This is a genomic window from Marivirga atlantica, assembly GCF_016734805.1.
GTDB lineage: Bacteria > Bacteroidota > Bacteroidia > Cytophagales > Cyclobacteriaceae > Marivirga > Marivirga atlantica.
Genome location: NZ_JAERQG010000001.1, coordinates 471,098 through 486,004, shown reverse-complemented (window position 1 = coordinate 486,004; position 14,907 = coordinate 471,098). Strand labels below are relative to the sequence as shown.

Annotated in this window: 17 protein-coding genes; 14 read left to right on the top strand and 3 right to left on the bottom strand. The window is 36.1% G+C overall.

The window, feature by feature from the left end:
- Positions 1–12 precede the first annotated feature (12 nt).
- The 4 genes from JKP34_RS02240 to JKP34_RS02225 are packed head-to-tail and all read left to right on the top strand — an operon-like array spanning position 13 to position 2,625.
- Positions 13–1,095: a type III polyketide synthase gene (locus JKP34_RS02240; RefSeq protein ID WP_201917261.1), complete on the top strand. Its 1,083-nt coding sequence runs from the start codon at positions 13–15 to the stop codon at positions 1,093–1,095.
- Positions 1,088–1,786, top strand: coding sequence for a methyltransferase domain-containing protein (locus JKP34_RS02235; protein WP_201917259.1), 699 nt, complete (start codon positions 1,088–1,090; stop codon positions 1,784–1,786). Before JKP34_RS02240 ends, JKP34_RS02235 begins: the two co-directional genes overlap by 8 nt.
- 52 nt (positions 1,787–1,838) lie before the next feature.
- Positions 1,839–2,243 carry a DUF3052 family protein gene (locus JKP34_RS02230; RefSeq protein ID WP_201917257.1) on the top strand — a complete coding sequence of 135 codons (405 nt, stop codon included), beginning with the start codon at positions 1,839–1,841 and terminating at the stop codon, positions 2,241–2,243.
- Position 2,244: 1 nt separating this feature from the next.
- A complete protein-coding gene (locus JKP34_RS02225; RefSeq protein WP_201917255.1) occupies positions 2,245–2,625 on the top strand; it encodes a VOC family protein in 381 nt (126 codons plus the stop codon).
- Positions 2,626–2,640: 15 nt separating this feature from the next.
- Here JKP34_RS02225 and JKP34_RS02220 read toward each other — a convergent pair whose 3' ends face one another.
- Positions 2,641–3,702: an endonuclease/exonuclease/phosphatase family protein gene (locus JKP34_RS02220; protein WP_236664864.1), complete on the bottom strand. Its 1,062-nt coding sequence runs from the start codon at positions 3,700–3,702 to the stop codon at positions 2,641–2,643.
- A gap of 2 nt (positions 3,703–3,704) precedes the next feature.
- Positions 3,705–4,295 carry a nitroreductase family protein gene (locus JKP34_RS02215; protein ID WP_201917253.1) on the bottom strand — a complete coding sequence of 197 codons (591 nt, stop codon included), beginning with the start codon at positions 4,293–4,295 and terminating at the stop codon, positions 3,705–3,707.
- A 77-nt stretch (positions 4,296–4,372) separates the two neighbouring features.
- Here JKP34_RS02215 and JKP34_RS02210 point away from each other — a divergent pair, with 77 nt between their 5' ends.
- From JKP34_RS02210 to JKP34_RS02200, 3 genes are all read left to right on the top strand, one after another.
- A complete protein-coding gene (locus tag JKP34_RS02210; protein ID WP_201917251.1) occupies positions 4,373–4,993 on the top strand; it encodes a ParA family protein in 621 nt (206 codons plus the stop codon).
- A 10-nt stretch (positions 4,994–5,003) separates the two neighbouring features.
- Positions 5,004–5,366 (top strand): hypothetical protein, encoded by a 363-nt coding sequence (locus JKP34_RS02205; RefSeq protein ID WP_201917249.1) that lies wholly within the window; start codon positions 5,004–5,006, stop codon positions 5,364–5,366.
- A 160-nt stretch (positions 5,367–5,526) separates the two neighbouring features.
- A complete protein-coding gene (locus JKP34_RS02200) occupies positions 5,527–6,396 on the top strand; it encodes a substrate-binding periplasmic protein (protein ID WP_201917247.1) in 870 nt (289 codons plus the stop codon).
- Here JKP34_RS02200 and JKP34_RS02195 read toward each other — a convergent pair whose 3' ends face one another.
- A complete protein-coding gene (locus JKP34_RS02195; RefSeq protein WP_201917245.1) occupies positions 6,397–7,098 on the bottom strand; it encodes a ComF family protein in 702 nt (233 codons plus the stop codon).
- 78 nt (positions 7,099–7,176) lie between these two features.
- Between JKP34_RS02195 and JKP34_RS02190 the strand changes: the two genes are divergently transcribed.
- The 7 genes from JKP34_RS02190 (at position 7,177) to mnmG (ending at position 14,903) form a co-directional block, all read left to right on the top strand.
- Positions 7,177–7,530, top strand: a complete 354-nt coding sequence (locus tag JKP34_RS02190; RefSeq protein ID WP_201917243.1) for a carboxymuconolactone decarboxylase family protein — start codon at positions 7,177–7,179, stop codon at positions 7,528–7,530.
- 1 nt (position 7,531) lies between these two features.
- Positions 7,532–7,888: a hypothetical protein gene (locus tag JKP34_RS02185; RefSeq protein ID WP_201917241.1), complete on the top strand. Its 357-nt coding sequence runs from the start codon at positions 7,532–7,534 to the stop codon at positions 7,886–7,888.
- Positions 7,889–7,895: 7 nt separating this feature from the next.
- A complete protein-coding gene (gene xth / locus JKP34_RS02180; protein WP_201917239.1) occupies positions 7,896–8,666 on the top strand; it encodes an exodeoxyribonuclease III in 771 nt (256 codons plus the stop codon).
- A 55-nt stretch (positions 8,667–8,721) separates the two neighbouring features.
- Positions 8,722–12,066 carry a DUF4175 family protein gene (locus JKP34_RS02175; protein ID WP_201917237.1) on the top strand — a complete coding sequence of 1,115 codons (3,345 nt, stop codon included), beginning with the start codon at positions 8,722–8,724 and terminating at the stop codon, positions 12,064–12,066.
- 20 nt (positions 12,067–12,086) lie between these two features.
- A complete protein-coding gene (locus tag JKP34_RS02170; RefSeq protein ID WP_201917235.1) occupies positions 12,087–12,488 on the top strand; it encodes an ATP-binding protein in 402 nt (133 codons plus the stop codon).
- The gene (ybeY, locus tag JKP34_RS02165) at positions 12,488–12,943 is read left to right on the top strand and encodes an rRNA maturation RNase YbeY (protein WP_201917233.1); all 456 of its coding nucleotides are present in this window, start codon (positions 12,488–12,490) and stop codon (positions 12,941–12,943) included. The genes JKP34_RS02170 and ybeY overlap by 1 nt, the downstream gene beginning before the upstream one ends.
- Positions 12,944–13,037: 94 nt before the next feature.
- Positions 13,038–14,903 (top strand): tRNA uridine-5-carboxymethylaminomethyl(34) synthesis enzyme MnmG, encoded by a 1,866-nt coding sequence (gene mnmG / locus JKP34_RS02160; protein WP_201917231.1) that lies wholly within the window; start codon positions 13,038–13,040, stop codon positions 14,901–14,903.
- Positions 14,904–14,907: the final 4 nt, after the last annotated feature.

Genomic DNA, 14,907 nt, shown 5'->3' with positions numbered 1-14,907 from the left:
TGAACCTGATTTATGCCCTATATACAACAAATTTCCACAGCTGTTCCTAATCATCCAATCGACCAAAAAGATATCGCTAACTTCATGGTTAAAGGTATGAGCTTAGGTGCTGAGGAAGAAAGAAAACTACGTGCAGTATTCAGGTTATCAGGTATTCAAAGTAGGCATTCGGTCATTTCGGATTATGAATACGATGATGATTCCAAGTGGACATTTTACCCTACTGTAGCTTCAGCTAAACAAGTGTCTACCGAAGAAAGAATGAAGCTGTTTGAACAAGCTGCCTTTCCTCTAATGGAGAAAACGCTGCAAGCTGTTTTTGAGAAACAAAAGAAGGAAGATTTTACTCATTTGATTACTGTCAGCTGTACAGGTATGTTTGCTCCGGGCTTAGATATTCAACTCATAAAAAAGTATAAGCTTAATCCTACTATAGAGCGAACGGCCATTCAATTTATGGGGTGCTTTGCTGCGATTAATGCACTAAAAACCGCCAATCACATTTGTAAATCTGAAAAAAATGCCAAAGTGCTTATAGTTTGTGTGGAGCTTTGCACCATACATTTTCAATCAAACTACAGCGAAGATAACTTATTAGCAAACACTATTTTTGGTGATGGCGCAGCGGCTGTTGTCGTAGGTAATGATTCGAAAGGACTGAAATTATCAATTGAGGGCTTTAAAAGTTTGGTTGATGGAAACTCCGAAGATGAAATGGCCTGGCATATCAGTAATTATGGCTTTCAAATGAAATTAAGCGCCTATGTGCCTGATGTAATTGAATCCAAAATTAAGGAGTTGGCGGAAAAGCTTATCCACAACTATCAGCTAACTTTTGATGATATCAAGCACTTCGCAATTCACCCTGGGGGAAAACGCATATTAGAAGCTGTCGAAAAAGGCCTTTCCCTCAATAAGGAGGCAAATGAAATTGCCTTTGATGTATTTCGAAAGTATGGAAATATGTCATCACCTACTATTTTATTTGTTTTGGAAGAATTAGCAAAGAAATCACAAAAGGGAGAAAGAACTCTCGGTTTCGCATTTGGTCCTGGTTTGAGTATGGAAAGTATGTTACTGAAAGCACATGATTGATTTAAGCAAGCGCTCGTATCAGGATGAAATAATGGACGATCTTAGTGATGGGAGTGAAAGCTTGTACCAAGCCCTGTATGAACTGGATGTTATCAATAAATGGCTTGGCGGTAATGAAATAACAGAAAATGCACTTTTCAAAATACTTCTAGCAGAGCCAGATAAAAAATGGCGTATTGCCGATGTCGGTTGCGGCAGTGGAAATATACTTTGCAGAATAGCAGAAAAAGCAAGAAAACATGATGTTCATGTTGAATTGATAGGTTTTGATGCAAACCCCAATGTAATTGATTATGCTCGAAAGCATTGTAAAGCTTATCCTGAAATAGAATTGATCAGCGAGAATATACAGGCGCCAAGTTTTAAAAACCGAAAGTTCGATGTCATTTTAACCACTTTGTTTCTTCACCACTTTAATGAAGCAACTCTGACTGACATGCTTAAAGAATTTCAGAGGCAATCAAAATACATCATCATAAATGATCTGCATCGACATTGGTTTGCCTACTATAGCATCAAATGGATAACTCTATTTTTCAGTAAATCAACAATGGTTAAAAATGATGCCTGTCTTTCCGTTTGGCGTGCTTTCAAAAAAAGTGATCTGAATTCCATTCTGAAAGATGCAGGTATTAAGAGCTACAGCCTTAAATGGCGATGGGCCTTTCGTTGGCAAGTTGTGATTGGATAAACCAATTTTTAGCTTTTCTTTTCTTAAATTATATCATATTTAATTTAAGCGTATGCCAGCTGGTTATTCAAAAACTCCTTTAGATAAAAAGCTTGGGTTAAAAAACGGTCAATTCATATTGCTAATCAATCAACCGGATTATTACCTATCGCTCTTTGATGAATTCCCAAATGTTACAGAGGCAAACCTTCAATCGCGCGATGTTGATTTTATCCATCTATTCACTAAAAATCAAATTGAGCTCAAGAAGTATTTTGCTGCGGCTAAAAAAGCGCTGGCAAAAAATGGCATCCTATGGATTTCCTGGCCCAAGAAAAGCGCTAAAATTGAAACAGACATTGATGGAAGTTTTGTTCGGAATTTCGGATTGGAAGGTAGTTTAGTTGATACTAAAGTATGTGCCGTTGACGAAACCTGGTCAGGTTTAAAATTTATGTATAGAATTAAAGATAGATAATATGAAAAGAGTAACTGGAATTGGTGGTGTTTTCTTTAAGTGCGAAGACCCAAAAACTGTAAAAGATTGGTATCAGAAACACCTCGGCCTTAATACAGATGATTACGGAGCCACTTTTGAGTGGCGCGATAATGAAAAGCCTGAAGTAAAAGGTCGCACACAATGGAGTCCTTTTCCAAAAGACACCAAATATTTTGCTCCGTCAGAAAAGGAATTCATGATGAACTACTGTGTCGAAAACCTGGAGCAGCTTGTAAAAGTATTAAAGGAAGAAGGCGTAACTATACTTGATGAAATTGAAAGCTATGATTATGGCAAGTTTGTTCACATTCTGGATGTAGAAGGAAATAAGGTGGAACTGTGGGAGCCTATGAATGAATAAGCTCCATTAGAATCTTTATTCCGCTTTTTCTATTTTTTCATCCGTGAGTTTTTCATCCTCTTCAGTTTGTTCTAGCTCCTGATCATTATTTCTTCCATTCTCAATGCTGAGCCCAACAAACATCGGGAAATGATCTGAACCAGTATAAGAAAGGCGGTCTATAAAGTTCACACAGAATTCTTTTGTGCAAAAAATATGATCTAATGGCCAGCGCAACAAACTATAGCTCGCATGGAAGGTATTAAAGAAGCCTCTTCCTCTTCTTGGATCTAAGGCACCGCTGGTTTTTAAAAACAATTCCGTGGTAAAACTCCAGGCTACATCATTTAGGTCGCCAGCTATTAGGCAGGGCAATTCATCTTCACAGACTTCCTTTGCCACTTTTAATATTTCTGCATCACGGGCTGTTGATTTTGGATTTTCACTTGGAACTGGGGGTTCCGGATGTAATCCATAGAAACGAATCCTTCTACCATCTTTAAAAACTACATCCGTTTTTATGGACGGGATACCCTCTTTAATAATATATCGAACATTAGTGTTTTCTAGCTTTAACTTAGAAAACAGAAGCATTCCGTAGGTATTATCTAAATCCTCCAGAACCTGATATGGATAGGCATCTCCAAATCCCTCTACACATTTATCCTTCCATTTTTTGTCCGTTTCAACTAACATGACCATGTCAGGTTTATTTTCAATTACCAATGCAATGAGTTTGTCAAAATCCTCATTGTACTGGTATACATTATTAACAAGTAGGCTAAGGTCCGCTTGCATGTGCTTTTCATTCACATCCATCACTTGCTTTGAAGCAATGGGTAAAAAAGGAAATATTTGCCCTATTAGGTAACCGACTCCAATCAGATTTGCTAAAATGAAAGCAGCATCCCAGTAATTAAACTTGTTTAATAAAATAAAAGCCGTACCTATAATTAAGATAATAGCTATTACCAGCTTTTGCAGACGTGGAAACTCAAATACCCTGAACGTCCAATGGTCATTATTGATATGAGGTAGTATCAGGCTTATTATAAATAAGCCATTCAATATTCTTAATATGTAAGCTAATATTTCCAATGTTATTTCACCCAGTGCACCTTATCCGATAGGTTTCTCTCCTTAGCTTCAGGCCAAAAATCCGCTTTGGGTATCCCAACATACATAAATCCAAGAAGTTTATCATCAGACTCAAGGCCAAAATTCTTTTTTGCCTCTTCCATATAGGTTATTCCACCTGAACCCCAGTAACAACCAACTCCATAAGCTGTTGCGGTTAAATACATGTTTTGTACTGCACAGGCGGTGGCTTCAACTTCTTCTATTTCGGGTACGGCTGTATTTCTTTTCATGGCAATAGCTATTACATGACTCGCCATTAATGGCTTTGCTGCCAGTTTATCAAATTTAGCCTGATCAAAGTTATTGGCTGCTGATGTTTTTTGCTTGTACAATTCCGACTGGAATTTTGCCAACTGCTTTAGGCCTTCACCTGAAAAAACGGTGAAACGCCAAGGTTCTGTTTTTTTATGATTGGGTGCCCAATTCGCATTTTCCAACATTTGCTCAATAATGCTGTCATCAACTTTTTCTCCACTATATTGGGCAGGGTAAACAGATCTTCTTTCTCTTATCAAGCGGTTAATTTCTGATGCATTGAATGGCTGTGGCATATTCTTTTTTGGCTAAATTAAGCAGCATTTGGAAATAGTCCATCGGATAAGTATTTTTATTCAGAATCATTAGCCCTATGACTAAAATAATCTCTTTTATTTCCCGAAAAGGAGGAACAGGAAAAACAACAAGTGCCATCCATTTGGCTACCATGTTACATAGCCTGGGCCACTCACTAAGTATTTTAGAAACTGACAGCAACTATACCTTGAATACACTCCGAAAAATGGAAATGTATAAAACGGGTGCCAAAGAAAATGCTGTTTTTAAAATTATAGGATCTTCTGATGAGAATGTATTAGCCGACATCGCAGAATTAAGTAAGCAGCAGCTAGACTATGTAATTGTTGACTCTGCCGGAAAGACTACTGACGAACATATAAAAAAGTTGAGTATTGCCAGCACACTAGTAGTTGTGCCTACTAGTTTAACACCTAATGATTTATTGGTTACTTATCAAACTGTGGAAGATTTAAAACCAGCTAAAGAGCATAATAGCGAGCTTAAGATTTTAGTGCTTCCAAATAGAGTACATACTGCCACTAAAATTGACACTGTAAAAGATGCACTATCGGAATTGGATGCAGAAGTAATAGAAGTAAAAATCCCAGCTAAAAATCTGTTTGCCAACTTCAGCACCATTTTACCGGAAAAGGAGTTTTTACCTATTGCTAAAGCTATTTTATCGTACCTATAAATTTTGAACAATGTCCAAGAAAAAAGACACCCTTAAAGACTTAAGTGATTTCATGAAGAACCAACCGCAGCAGGACGATGAAAATCAGGATTTTATGAAGAAAAAGCCTACTAACTTGGCCGCTGTGGAAAAAATGAAAGATGAGGTTGAAAAATTGAGTGAACTACCAGCCGGTAGTGTATTAGAGAATGAGCTCGTAAAACTCATCAAAAAAATTGCTGACGCAGCAAATGTAGCGCCAAGACAAGTGCTTTATAATATATGCGAGGCCGTTATTGAAAATGAGCCTGATAAAAGCGGAAGTGACATTATGCTATCAAATACAATTCTGTTTTTGAAACATCATGACCTTATTACGGATAAGCTAAAATAACCTTTAATTGTACTTTTCAATTATACCCTAAGCCTTACTAGAATAGCATCTATTTTATATTATCTGGTATAATATCTCTAAATATTCGCTATTTCGATGAACAGATTGATTTAGCAGATGATATTGTGTACATTATATACTTATCAAAAAAGCTCGTGATATGAAAAATCTAAGAAGTAGTCTTTTTATTATATGTATATGTTTTAGTTTCTCTGGTTTTGCTCAGCAATTAACAGGTGATAGCTGGCAGAAAGTGAAAAGTAATGGGGGTGGTGAGGTTACCATGACTTACAATTTCTCCGGAGAATTTATGAACAAGGGACCTAACGGACTTGAAGGACTATGCTACCAAATTTGGCAGGAATTCATCAAGTATGTAGAGAACACACATGGTGTGGCAGTAAAAGTAAATGTACATTATCCTAACGATCCCGTAGATTTTGAAGAATTCTATAATTCAGTAAAAAATGGAAAGGGTGGTGTTTTTGGTTTAGCGGATGTAACCATTACTAATGCAAGAAAAAATGAAGTAAGCTTTAGTCCTTCATTTTTCTCTAATGTTTCAATTTTACTTACCAACTCAAGCGTCCCAGATTTAGGTAGCATGTCTGATATTTCAACTGCTTTTGCTGGCAAAACTATAGTTGTGCAAAAAGGTACAACGCATGAAGGTAGAGCCAGAAAGATGAAAAACTCTTCGTTTCCAGGTTTAAAAATAGAGGTGGTTAATTCTTTTGAAGAATGCTACCAAAAAGTGAATAATAGTGCCGAATATTTCACATACCTTGATTTTTCATCTTACTTGACTGCATTAAAAAACACTTCAAACATTAAAAGGCATCAGGCTGGGGACCAAACAGGTGAAAACTTTGGTTTCATTATGCCAAAAGGAAGTGACTGGAGCCCAATAATAGCTGAGTTTTTCCAAAAGGATGGTGGCTTTGTGAATTCTACGGAATATAAAAAAATGGTTGCCAATAGTCTGGGTACACATGTGGTAGCTATGCTGAATAGCATCAATGAAAAATAATTAACGCACTGCCGCAATTGTTAAAATAGAAATTGTTGCTCCAGCTTTTAAAAGAGGCTGACAAGCCGCTTGCATAGTGGCGCCAGTTGTAAGCACATCATCTACTACGAGGATGTGCTTATTTTTTATCTTTTGCTTACTGAGTAAGCTGAAGGAATCCTCAACATTTTGGAATCTTTCAATTCTATGTTTCTTGGTTTGGCTGCCCAAATTATATTCCTTTTTGAGTAAGCGCTTAAATGGCTTATTAAATGTTTTGGCAAGTCCTTCAGCAATTAAATCTGCCTGATTATATCCTCTTTTTTTGTATTTCTTGAAGTGCAGGGGTACACTGCAGATTATATCAATAGTTTTGTCATAATTCTTATCTGAGAGCAATTGACCATACCTTTCACCTAAGAATAAGCCTATTTCTGAATGTCCTTTATATTTTAATTGGTGTAATAGTTTTTGAATAATCCCTTCATTTTGAAACCAACAATACGTAAAAGCATATCTTAGTTCAGGCATTTCATAGAACCGTTGGTGCAACTCATTTGGTTGTCTTTCGTGTAGTTTGGTCTCCTGCAATTGATTAAGACAATGTGTACAAACTGTATTTTCCGAAGGACTAAGTGTGATGTTACAACAAGCACAGTAATTTGGGTAAAATAATGATACAAAATCATTGAGAATTAGACCTAAGGATTGGTTTTGAAACATAACAGGAACTACCTTTGCAGGTTAATTTACAACTTTTTCGCTATAGTGATATAGCAAAAGAATTTTATAAGGATATATATGAACAAAGTTCAGGAGTTTAACGAATACCGCTCTAAAATGAATGATAAGATTATTGGTTCCAATAATAAAATCATCAAGCGGATATTCAATTTAGATACCAACGCTTTTACAGAAGGCGCGGTGGATAAAGTAACAAAGGAAATGATAGGCCTTTCCACTTCTATGGTGTTAAGATGCGATGACTGCGTAAAATATCATTTAAGTAAATGCTTTGAGCTTGGCGTTACCGATGAACAGGTATATGAAGTTTTCTCGATAGCTAACTTAATTGGTGGAACCATTGTAATTCCTCATTTAAGAAGAGCCGTTGAATATTGGGAAGCTTTAAGAGAAGACGAACAACAAGCCTAACATGTATAAGAAAGATCTTGAGCTTGAGAGAAAGTGGCAGGCACTCCGTTTACAATTGAAAGATGTAATTGGCAGAAAGCCGAAAGACTTAAACTCAATTCTTTTTCTTATTGGGGTTCAGGAGCTTGGGCACGGACCAAAAAACTTTAGCAAGGAAGAAAAGCAAGACCTGATGCACATTGCTATTTGCAAAGTGTTGAGTTATTCTGGCTTTTACGAATTAGAAGGTACTGATGAGCAAGGCTGGCCTCACTGGAAAAAAGCAAAGGATCTGCCCCATTTTGATTTGATTGAACAAGAAAAATTACTCAAAATGCATATTCTTGAGTATTTTGAGCAAGAAAATATGATTAACTAAACCATTTATGGCCGTAAACATAATTTCATATAATATCAATGGGATACGAGCTGCTGAAAGAAAAGGCTTAAGTGAATGGCTGCGTGAAGCTCAACCTGATATTGCTTGTTTTCAGGAAGTTAAAGCCAATGACGATCAAGTGGATTTAACGGTTTATGAAGATTTGGGCTATCATATTTTCTGGCACTCGGCTGAGAAAAAAGGCTATAGTGGTGTAGCCATATTTTCTAAAGAACAACCAAAACATGTTGAGATAGGTTGTGGAATTGAAAAGTATGATAGAGAAGGTCGGGTAATCAGAGCTGATTATGAGAATTTTTCAGTAATGAGTGTTTACATGCCAAGTGGATCTAGTGGTGATGTTCGTCAGGATTTTAAAATGGAATGGCTCGCAGATTTTGATGATTACATACAAAAACTGAAAAAGGAAATTCCAAACCTTGTTATTAGCGGAGATTATAACATTTGTCATCAAGCCATAGATATTCACGATCCTGTAAGGAATAAAAACAGTTCTGGTTTTTTACCTGAAGAACGTGAGTGGATGAGTCAGTTTTTGGATAAGGGATTTATCGACAGTTTCAGAAATTTAAACCCGGATGCGAAAGATGAATACAGCTGGTGGAGCTATAGAGCAAATGCCCGAAATAATAATAAGGGATGGCGTATTGATTATCACATGATTTCCGAAAGTCTACAGGATCGCCTGAACAAAGCAAATATTCTTCAGCATGTTAAGCATTCTGATCATTGTCCTATTGAAATAACCTTAAGCTAATGGAAATGATTAGCTTATCTCAAATCATTAAAGTGTTTATTTCGTTAATAAAAGCGTGAGTAAAAACAACGATATAACCTTATTATTCGAGAAACTTAAAAAGTTTAAGAATAAGTATTACCTAAACCAACTGGTAAAAGGGTTATTGCTCGCCATTTCAATTCTAGTTGCTTGCTTTCTTTTATTCAGTTTTACTGAATACCAGCTAAGGCTAAATTCTGGTATTAGGCTTCTTCTTTTAGGCATTTTTGTAATTATCGGTGGCTACATAGCCATTAAATATATTGCCTTGCCAATTTTTCATTTAACAATAAAGAGGCAGCAAATTAGCGATGAAAAAGCGGCTGAACTTATTGGTAAATTCTTCCCAGAAATTCAGGATAAACTTCTGAATATCATACAGTTAAATAAGGTTTCAGACAAAGAAAACTCATTAATTGAAGCAAGCATTAATCAAAAATCGGCTAATCTTAGTTTTTATAATTTCAGTCAAAGTATATCTATAAAGAAGAGTAATAAGCGGTTTTTTCCTTATGTAGCCGCCAGTTGTTTACTATTATTTATCGTTTTATTGTTTGCTCCTTATATGGTAACAGAAGGTAGTTACCGGATAATAAAGTTTAACGAAGAGTTTATTCCTAAGGCACCTTTCGATTTTATTTTAGAGAATAAAGAGCTTCAAGTATTTGAAAATGAAAACTTTACCGTAAAACTGTCTCTTGAAGGAAATCAAATTCCGCAGGAGGTTTTCATTTATAAGAACGATGTGAAGTATAAAATGAAGCCTGAGGACGGTAATCACTTCAGCTTCAGTTTTAACAAATTAAGAAGTGATCTTGATTTCCGTTTCCAAGCCGCGGGCTTTTATTCTCAGCCTTACCAGGTAAATGTAGTTGAGAAGCCTATTATTACAAACCTTACTGTTGAGTTAGATTATCCTAATTACACACAGCTCGATAATCAAAGGGTTTATAATAACGGGGATATAATCGTTCCGGAAGGTACAAAAGTAAAATGGCTGGTTAATTCATCCGGAACTGACCAAATACTGTTTCAAGCGAAGGATACTACCAAAGCCTTTAAAAAGGAAGGTGATGATTATTTCAGTTATTCATCTACAGCTTTGAATAATTTTAATTATGCGCTGGGATTGAAAAATGAATTTACATCCAATCAAACATCTAAAACCTATGCTGTTGAAATTATAAAGGATGACTATCCTGAGATTTCCCTTGAAAGCTTTAACGACAGCACTTTTTATAATACCATATTAGTATCAGGTGGTATTTCCGATGATTATGGTATCAGCGCATTAAAGCTATTTTATGAAGTAAAAGAAAACAACGAGCTTGTTAAAAGTGGTAATCGAACAATCAATGTTTCACGTGGAGCACTCAATCAAAAGTATTTTTTACAATGGACGCTAGATTCACTTTTAACGAATAACAATCAATATATAGAATACTACACCAAAGTATGGGATAATGATGCCATTAATGGTAGCAAAAGTGCTACATCAGACTTAAAAACATTCAAATTACCAAGCTCTAAGGAGGTTAAAGAATCAATTGCTAAAACCACTCAAGAAACTGAAAATGAGATAGACTTATCTATCTCTTCGACAGAAGATATTAATAAAAAACTTGAAGAGCTTGACAAAATACTTAAGACTAAAAAGCAATTGTCTTTTGAAGATAGAAAGCTTTTAGAAGATATTTTAAAGGAAAGTCAGCAGGTTGAAGAGAAGATGCAGGCAATTAAAGAGAAACTTGCAGAAAATGCTCAAAAGAGAAAACAGTTTGACGAAACTACTGAATCTTTAGATCAAAAAAGTGAGCAACTGCAGGAGTTGATGGAAGAAATGTTGCAAGATAAAGATGAAGACTTGCTTAAAAAGATTGAAGAACTGATGCAGCAAAAGCAATCAGAATCTGATGATTTTCGAGAATCTGCTTCAGAATTGCAGAAAAGAGAGAAAAACCGACTAAAAGAAATGGCTCGTTTAATGGAGTTATTCAAAAGACTTGAAATTGAATACGATTTAAACGAGATAAAAAATGATTTGGAAGATACTGCCAAAAAGCAAGAGCAATTGTCTGACAAAACCAACAACAAAGCTGATCAGGATAATAATAGTCAAGATAAATCAGATGAGGAACTTCTTGATGAGCAAAAAGAATTGAACGAATCATTTGAGGATATCAAAAAAGAGCTTGATGAGCTAAAAAAGAAAAATCAAGAACTTAAACAGCCAAATCAAATAGAAGACACAAAGGACGCGGAGAATGATATTGATCAAGCTCAGCAAGAAAGTCTAGAGCAGCTTAATGATGGCCAGAACCAAAAAGCACAGCAATCGCAAAAAAAAGCATCAGATAAAATGAAGGAAATGGTCCAGCAGATGGCACAAATGCAGAATAGCATGTCTGGTGGGGGAGAGCAGATGCAGGAAGACATGGACAATATTCGTGATATTGTAGACAATCTCTTAAAGTTATCCTACAGACAGGAGGAGCTAATGAAGGCTTTTAGAGAAGTTGACGCAAGCGACCCTCGTTTTATCACCCTTTCTGAAGAACAACTCACAATAAAGGATGATGCCGTTATTATAGAAGATAGCCTTACATCATTAGCCAATCGTGTATTTCAGTTAAAAAGCTTTATCACCAAAGAAATGACCGAAATGAACACGACTATAGATCAAAGTATTGAGTCGCTACAAGTGAGAGACGTCAACAAGTCTGTAGGTTATCAGCAGTTTAGCATGACCAGTATGAATAACCTTGCTTTATTGCTCGATGATATATTAGAACAGATGCAAATGCAGATGAAGTCTAACCAAGGCGCAGGGCAACAATCCAAAAATCAACAACAAGCCAGTCCGTCAGAAAGACAAAAAGCACTTAATCAGAAGACTCAGGAATTATCACAAGGACAGAAAAAGGGAAGGCAATTCTCCGAGCAATTGGCTGAATTAGCCGCTGAGCAGGCAAGAATCCGCAAGCAATTAGAGGAAATGCAGCAGGAGCGCGATGGAAAAGGACAAAAAGCTGGAGGTGATTTATCTTCCTTAATGGAGCAGATGGAAGAAATAGAAGAAGACTTAGTAAACAAAAACATTAACTCTCAATTAATAGAGAGACAACAAAGACTTGTCACCAAATTACTTGAAGCTGAAAATGCTCAACAACAACAGGAGGAAGATGATGAAAGAAAAGGTGAAACCGCATCAGATTATGAAAAAAACAGGATTCCTGGAGCCTTTGAAAAATATTTAAAAGAGAAAAGACAAGAAGTGGAACAGTTAAAGTCTATTCCACCAACCCTATCGCCTTATTACAAAAATGAGGTCAATAAGTATTTTGATAGAATTAAAACTAATAACCAAAACATAAAATAATAGCCATAAACAATTACATAATGAACGATATCAGTATTAATATCCCTTCACTTGCAGAGAATATCAGAATAGTGGAAAGTTTTATAGACAATGCCAAAGAAGAACTTTCCCTCAATGATGATATATATGGCAACATCATGATTGCCATAACAGAATCTGTCAACAACGCTATTATACATGGCAACCAAGGCGATAAAAATAAGAATGTTGAACTATCTCTATCGGTTGAAAACAATGTACTTGTTTTCTTTGTAGAGGATCAAGGAAATGGTTTTGACTATAACTCATTACCAGATCCTACTGCACCGGAAAATATAGACAAACCTGGTGGTAGAGGAATTTTCTTAATGAAAGCTTTATCAGATGAATTAGAGTTTCAAAACGAAGGTAAAACAATAAAACTAAGCTTTTACCTAGACTGATGGCTTATCCGATCAACTATTTCAAAGAAGATGTTTCTATTGATTTGAGAAAACTATCACCTTTCAAGAAATGGCTGATTAGCGTTTCTGAACATCACCAGCATAAGATAGAAACCTTAAACTATATACTTTGCTCAGATGAATACTTGCTTCAAATCAATCAAGATTATCTAAATCACGACACATATACTGATATTATAACATTTGACAATCGTGACGATACGGATCAACCTATAGAAGGAGATATCTTTATAAGTTTTGAAAGGGTTAAGGAAAATGCCGTAATTAATAAAGTTACAGTAGATATTGAATTAGCCCGTGTTATGGCTCACGGACTTCTTCATTTAATTGGCTTTAAAGACAAAACAGACAAGGAAAAACAAACTATGCGTGAACAAGAAGATAATGCACTGAATTTTTTGCAAGAATCAACTGTTTCACGTGGAACATTATAATAATCATAAAATCAGAATTTAACTGTTTCACGTGGAACACTTGCTATGAATAATTCCAGCCGTTTCACGTGGAACATTATAAATATTAAAAAGTATGTTCAATAATTACGATGTAATAGTAGTAGGGGCGGGGCATGCCGGTTGTGAAGCTGCAGCAGCTGCGGCCAATATGGGTTCGAAAGTATTACTCGCTACCATGAATATGAATACCATTGCTCAAATGTCTTGTAATCCTGCAATGGGTGGAGTGGCAAAAGGGCAGATAGTTCGTGAAATTGATGCGCTTGGTGGTTATTCCGGTATAGTAGCCGATCGAAGTATGATTCAGTTTCGCATGCTCAATAAATCCAAAGGGCCTGCCATGTGGAGCCCCAGGACACAGAATGACCGAATGCGATTTGCGGAAGAATGGAGAATTCTGCTAGAACAAACGCCTAATGTGGATTTCTGGCAAGAAATGGTTACAGGAATACTAGTAGAGAATAATAGAGTCGTTGGTGTTGAAACAGGAATGGGTCTAAAGATTAAGGCTAAATCTGTAGTACTTACCAATGGTACTTTCTTAAACGGACTCATCCATATTGGTGAAAAACAATTTGGTGGTGGCCGTTCAGGTGAACGAGCAAGTAAAGGAATCACTGAGCAGCTTGTCAGTTTAGGCTTTGAATCAGGCCGCATGAAAACCGGAACACCTCCAAGAATAGATGGTAGATCACTCGACTATTCTAAAATGGAAGAACAGAAAGGAGATGAACAACCAGAAAAATTCTCCTTTTCGGATCAAACCAAACCTTTAGAGCACCAAAGAAGCTGTCATATTACCTATACAAATCCGACAGTTCATGAAATATTAGAATCCGGATTTGAGTATTCTCCGATGTTTAATGGAAGAATTAAAGGTTTAGGACCGAGGTATTGTCCTTCCATAGAAGATAAGATTAACAGATTTGCGGAAAGAGATAGGCATCAAATATTTGTTGAACCTGAAGGCTGGAATACGGTAGAAATCTATGTAAATGGTTTCTCTACATCATTGCCAGAACATATTCAGTTTAAAGCATTAAGAGAAATTAAAGGATTTGAGAATGCTAAAATGTTCCGTCCTGGTTACGCCATTGAATATGATTTCTTTCCACCTACACAATTAAAGCATACGCTCGAAACAAAACTGGTTGAAAACCTTTTCTTTGCAGGTCAAATTAATGGTACTACTGGTTATGAGGAAGCAGCATGTCAGGGATTAATTGCAGGAATTAATGCACACAGAAATATCAATGATCAAGAAGCCTTTATTCTCAATAGGTCAGAGGCCTATATCGGAGTGCTTATTGATGATCTGATTAATAAAGGTACTGAAGAACCCTACCGTATGTTCACTTCTAGAGCCGAGCACCGAATTTTACTGCGTCAGGATAATGCCGATATCAGGTTAACACCATTAGGCCATTCTATAGGATTAGCAAAAGATGAGCGACTTAAAGCAACAGAAGCTAAGAAAGAAAAGATAGATACCATTATGGCCGATTTGCGCGAGTTTAAGGTTAAGCCTAATCAAGTAAACGATGCGCTAGTAGCTATTAGCTCTGCTCCATTAAAAGAGACTACTCCAGCATATAACATCTTAAAACGTCCTGAAATTTCATTTAAGGAATTAAAAGAAATAGAAACTGAACTAGGTAAGTACATATCTCAGTATAGCGAAGATTTACTGGAGTATTCTCAAATCAATATCAAGTATGAAAGCTATATTGAAAAAGAGTACCAACTAGTAGAAAAAATGCAGAACCTGGAAAATTTAACAATAAACGATAATATCAATTATTCAGAAATCCCTGCATTATCTGCTGAAGCAAAAGAGAAGTTTAAGAAAATTAAACCTAAAACTTTAGGTCAGGCATCAAGGATCAGCGGTGTTAGTCCTGCTGATATTTCAATCTTAATGGTTTACTTAGGAAGATAAATTA

Excerpts from the sequence above, each read along its gene's own strand:
- JKP34_RS02240 (WP_201917261.1), top strand. The coding sequence starts at position 13 with ATGCCCTATATACAACAAATTTCCACAGCTGTTCCTAATCATCCAATC.
- JKP34_RS02235 (WP_201917259.1), top strand. The coding sequence starts at position 1,088 with ATGATTGATTTAAGCAAGCGCTCGTATCAGGATGAAATAATGGACGAT.
- JKP34_RS02230 (WP_201917257.1), top strand. The coding sequence starts at position 1,839 with ATGCCAGCTGGTTATTCAAAAACTCCTTTAGATAAAAAGCTTGGGTTA.
- JKP34_RS02225 (WP_201917255.1), top strand. The coding sequence starts at position 2,245 with ATGAAAAGAGTAACTGGAATTGGTGGTGTTTTCTTTAAGTGCGAAGAC.
- JKP34_RS02215 (WP_201917253.1), bottom strand. The coding sequence starts at position 4,295 with ATGCCACAGCCATTCAATGCATCAGAAATTAACCGCTTGATAAGAGAA.
- JKP34_RS02210 (WP_201917251.1), top strand. The coding sequence starts at position 4,373 with ATGACTAAAATAATCTCTTTTATTTCCCGAAAAGGAGGAACAGGAAAA.
- JKP34_RS02205 (WP_201917249.1), top strand. The coding sequence starts at position 5,004 with ATGTCCAAGAAAAAAGACACCCTTAAAGACTTAAGTGATTTCATGAAG.
- JKP34_RS02200 (WP_201917247.1), top strand. The coding sequence starts at position 5,527 with ATGAAAAATCTAAGAAGTAGTCTTTTTATTATATGTATATGTTTTAGT.
- JKP34_RS02195 (WP_201917245.1), bottom strand. The coding sequence starts at position 7,098 with ATGTTTCAAAACCAATCCTTAGGTCTAATTCTCAATGATTTTGTATCA.
- JKP34_RS02190 (WP_201917243.1), top strand. The coding sequence starts at position 7,177 with ATGAACAAAGTTCAGGAGTTTAACGAATACCGCTCTAAAATGAATGAT.
- JKP34_RS02185 (WP_201917241.1), top strand. The coding sequence starts at position 7,532 with ATGTATAAGAAAGATCTTGAGCTTGAGAGAAAGTGGCAGGCACTCCGT.
- xth (WP_201917239.1), top strand. The coding sequence starts at position 7,896 with ATGGCCGTAAACATAATTTCATATAATATCAATGGGATACGAGCTGCT.
- JKP34_RS02170 (WP_201917235.1), top strand. The coding sequence starts at position 12,087 with ATGAACGATATCAGTATTAATATCCCTTCACTTGCAGAGAATATCAGA.
- ybeY (WP_201917233.1), top strand. The coding sequence starts at position 12,488 with ATGGCTTATCCGATCAACTATTTCAAAGAAGATGTTTCTATTGATTTG.
- mnmG (WP_201917231.1), top strand. The coding sequence starts at position 13,038 with ATGTTCAATAATTACGATGTAATAGTAGTAGGGGCGGGGCATGCCGGT.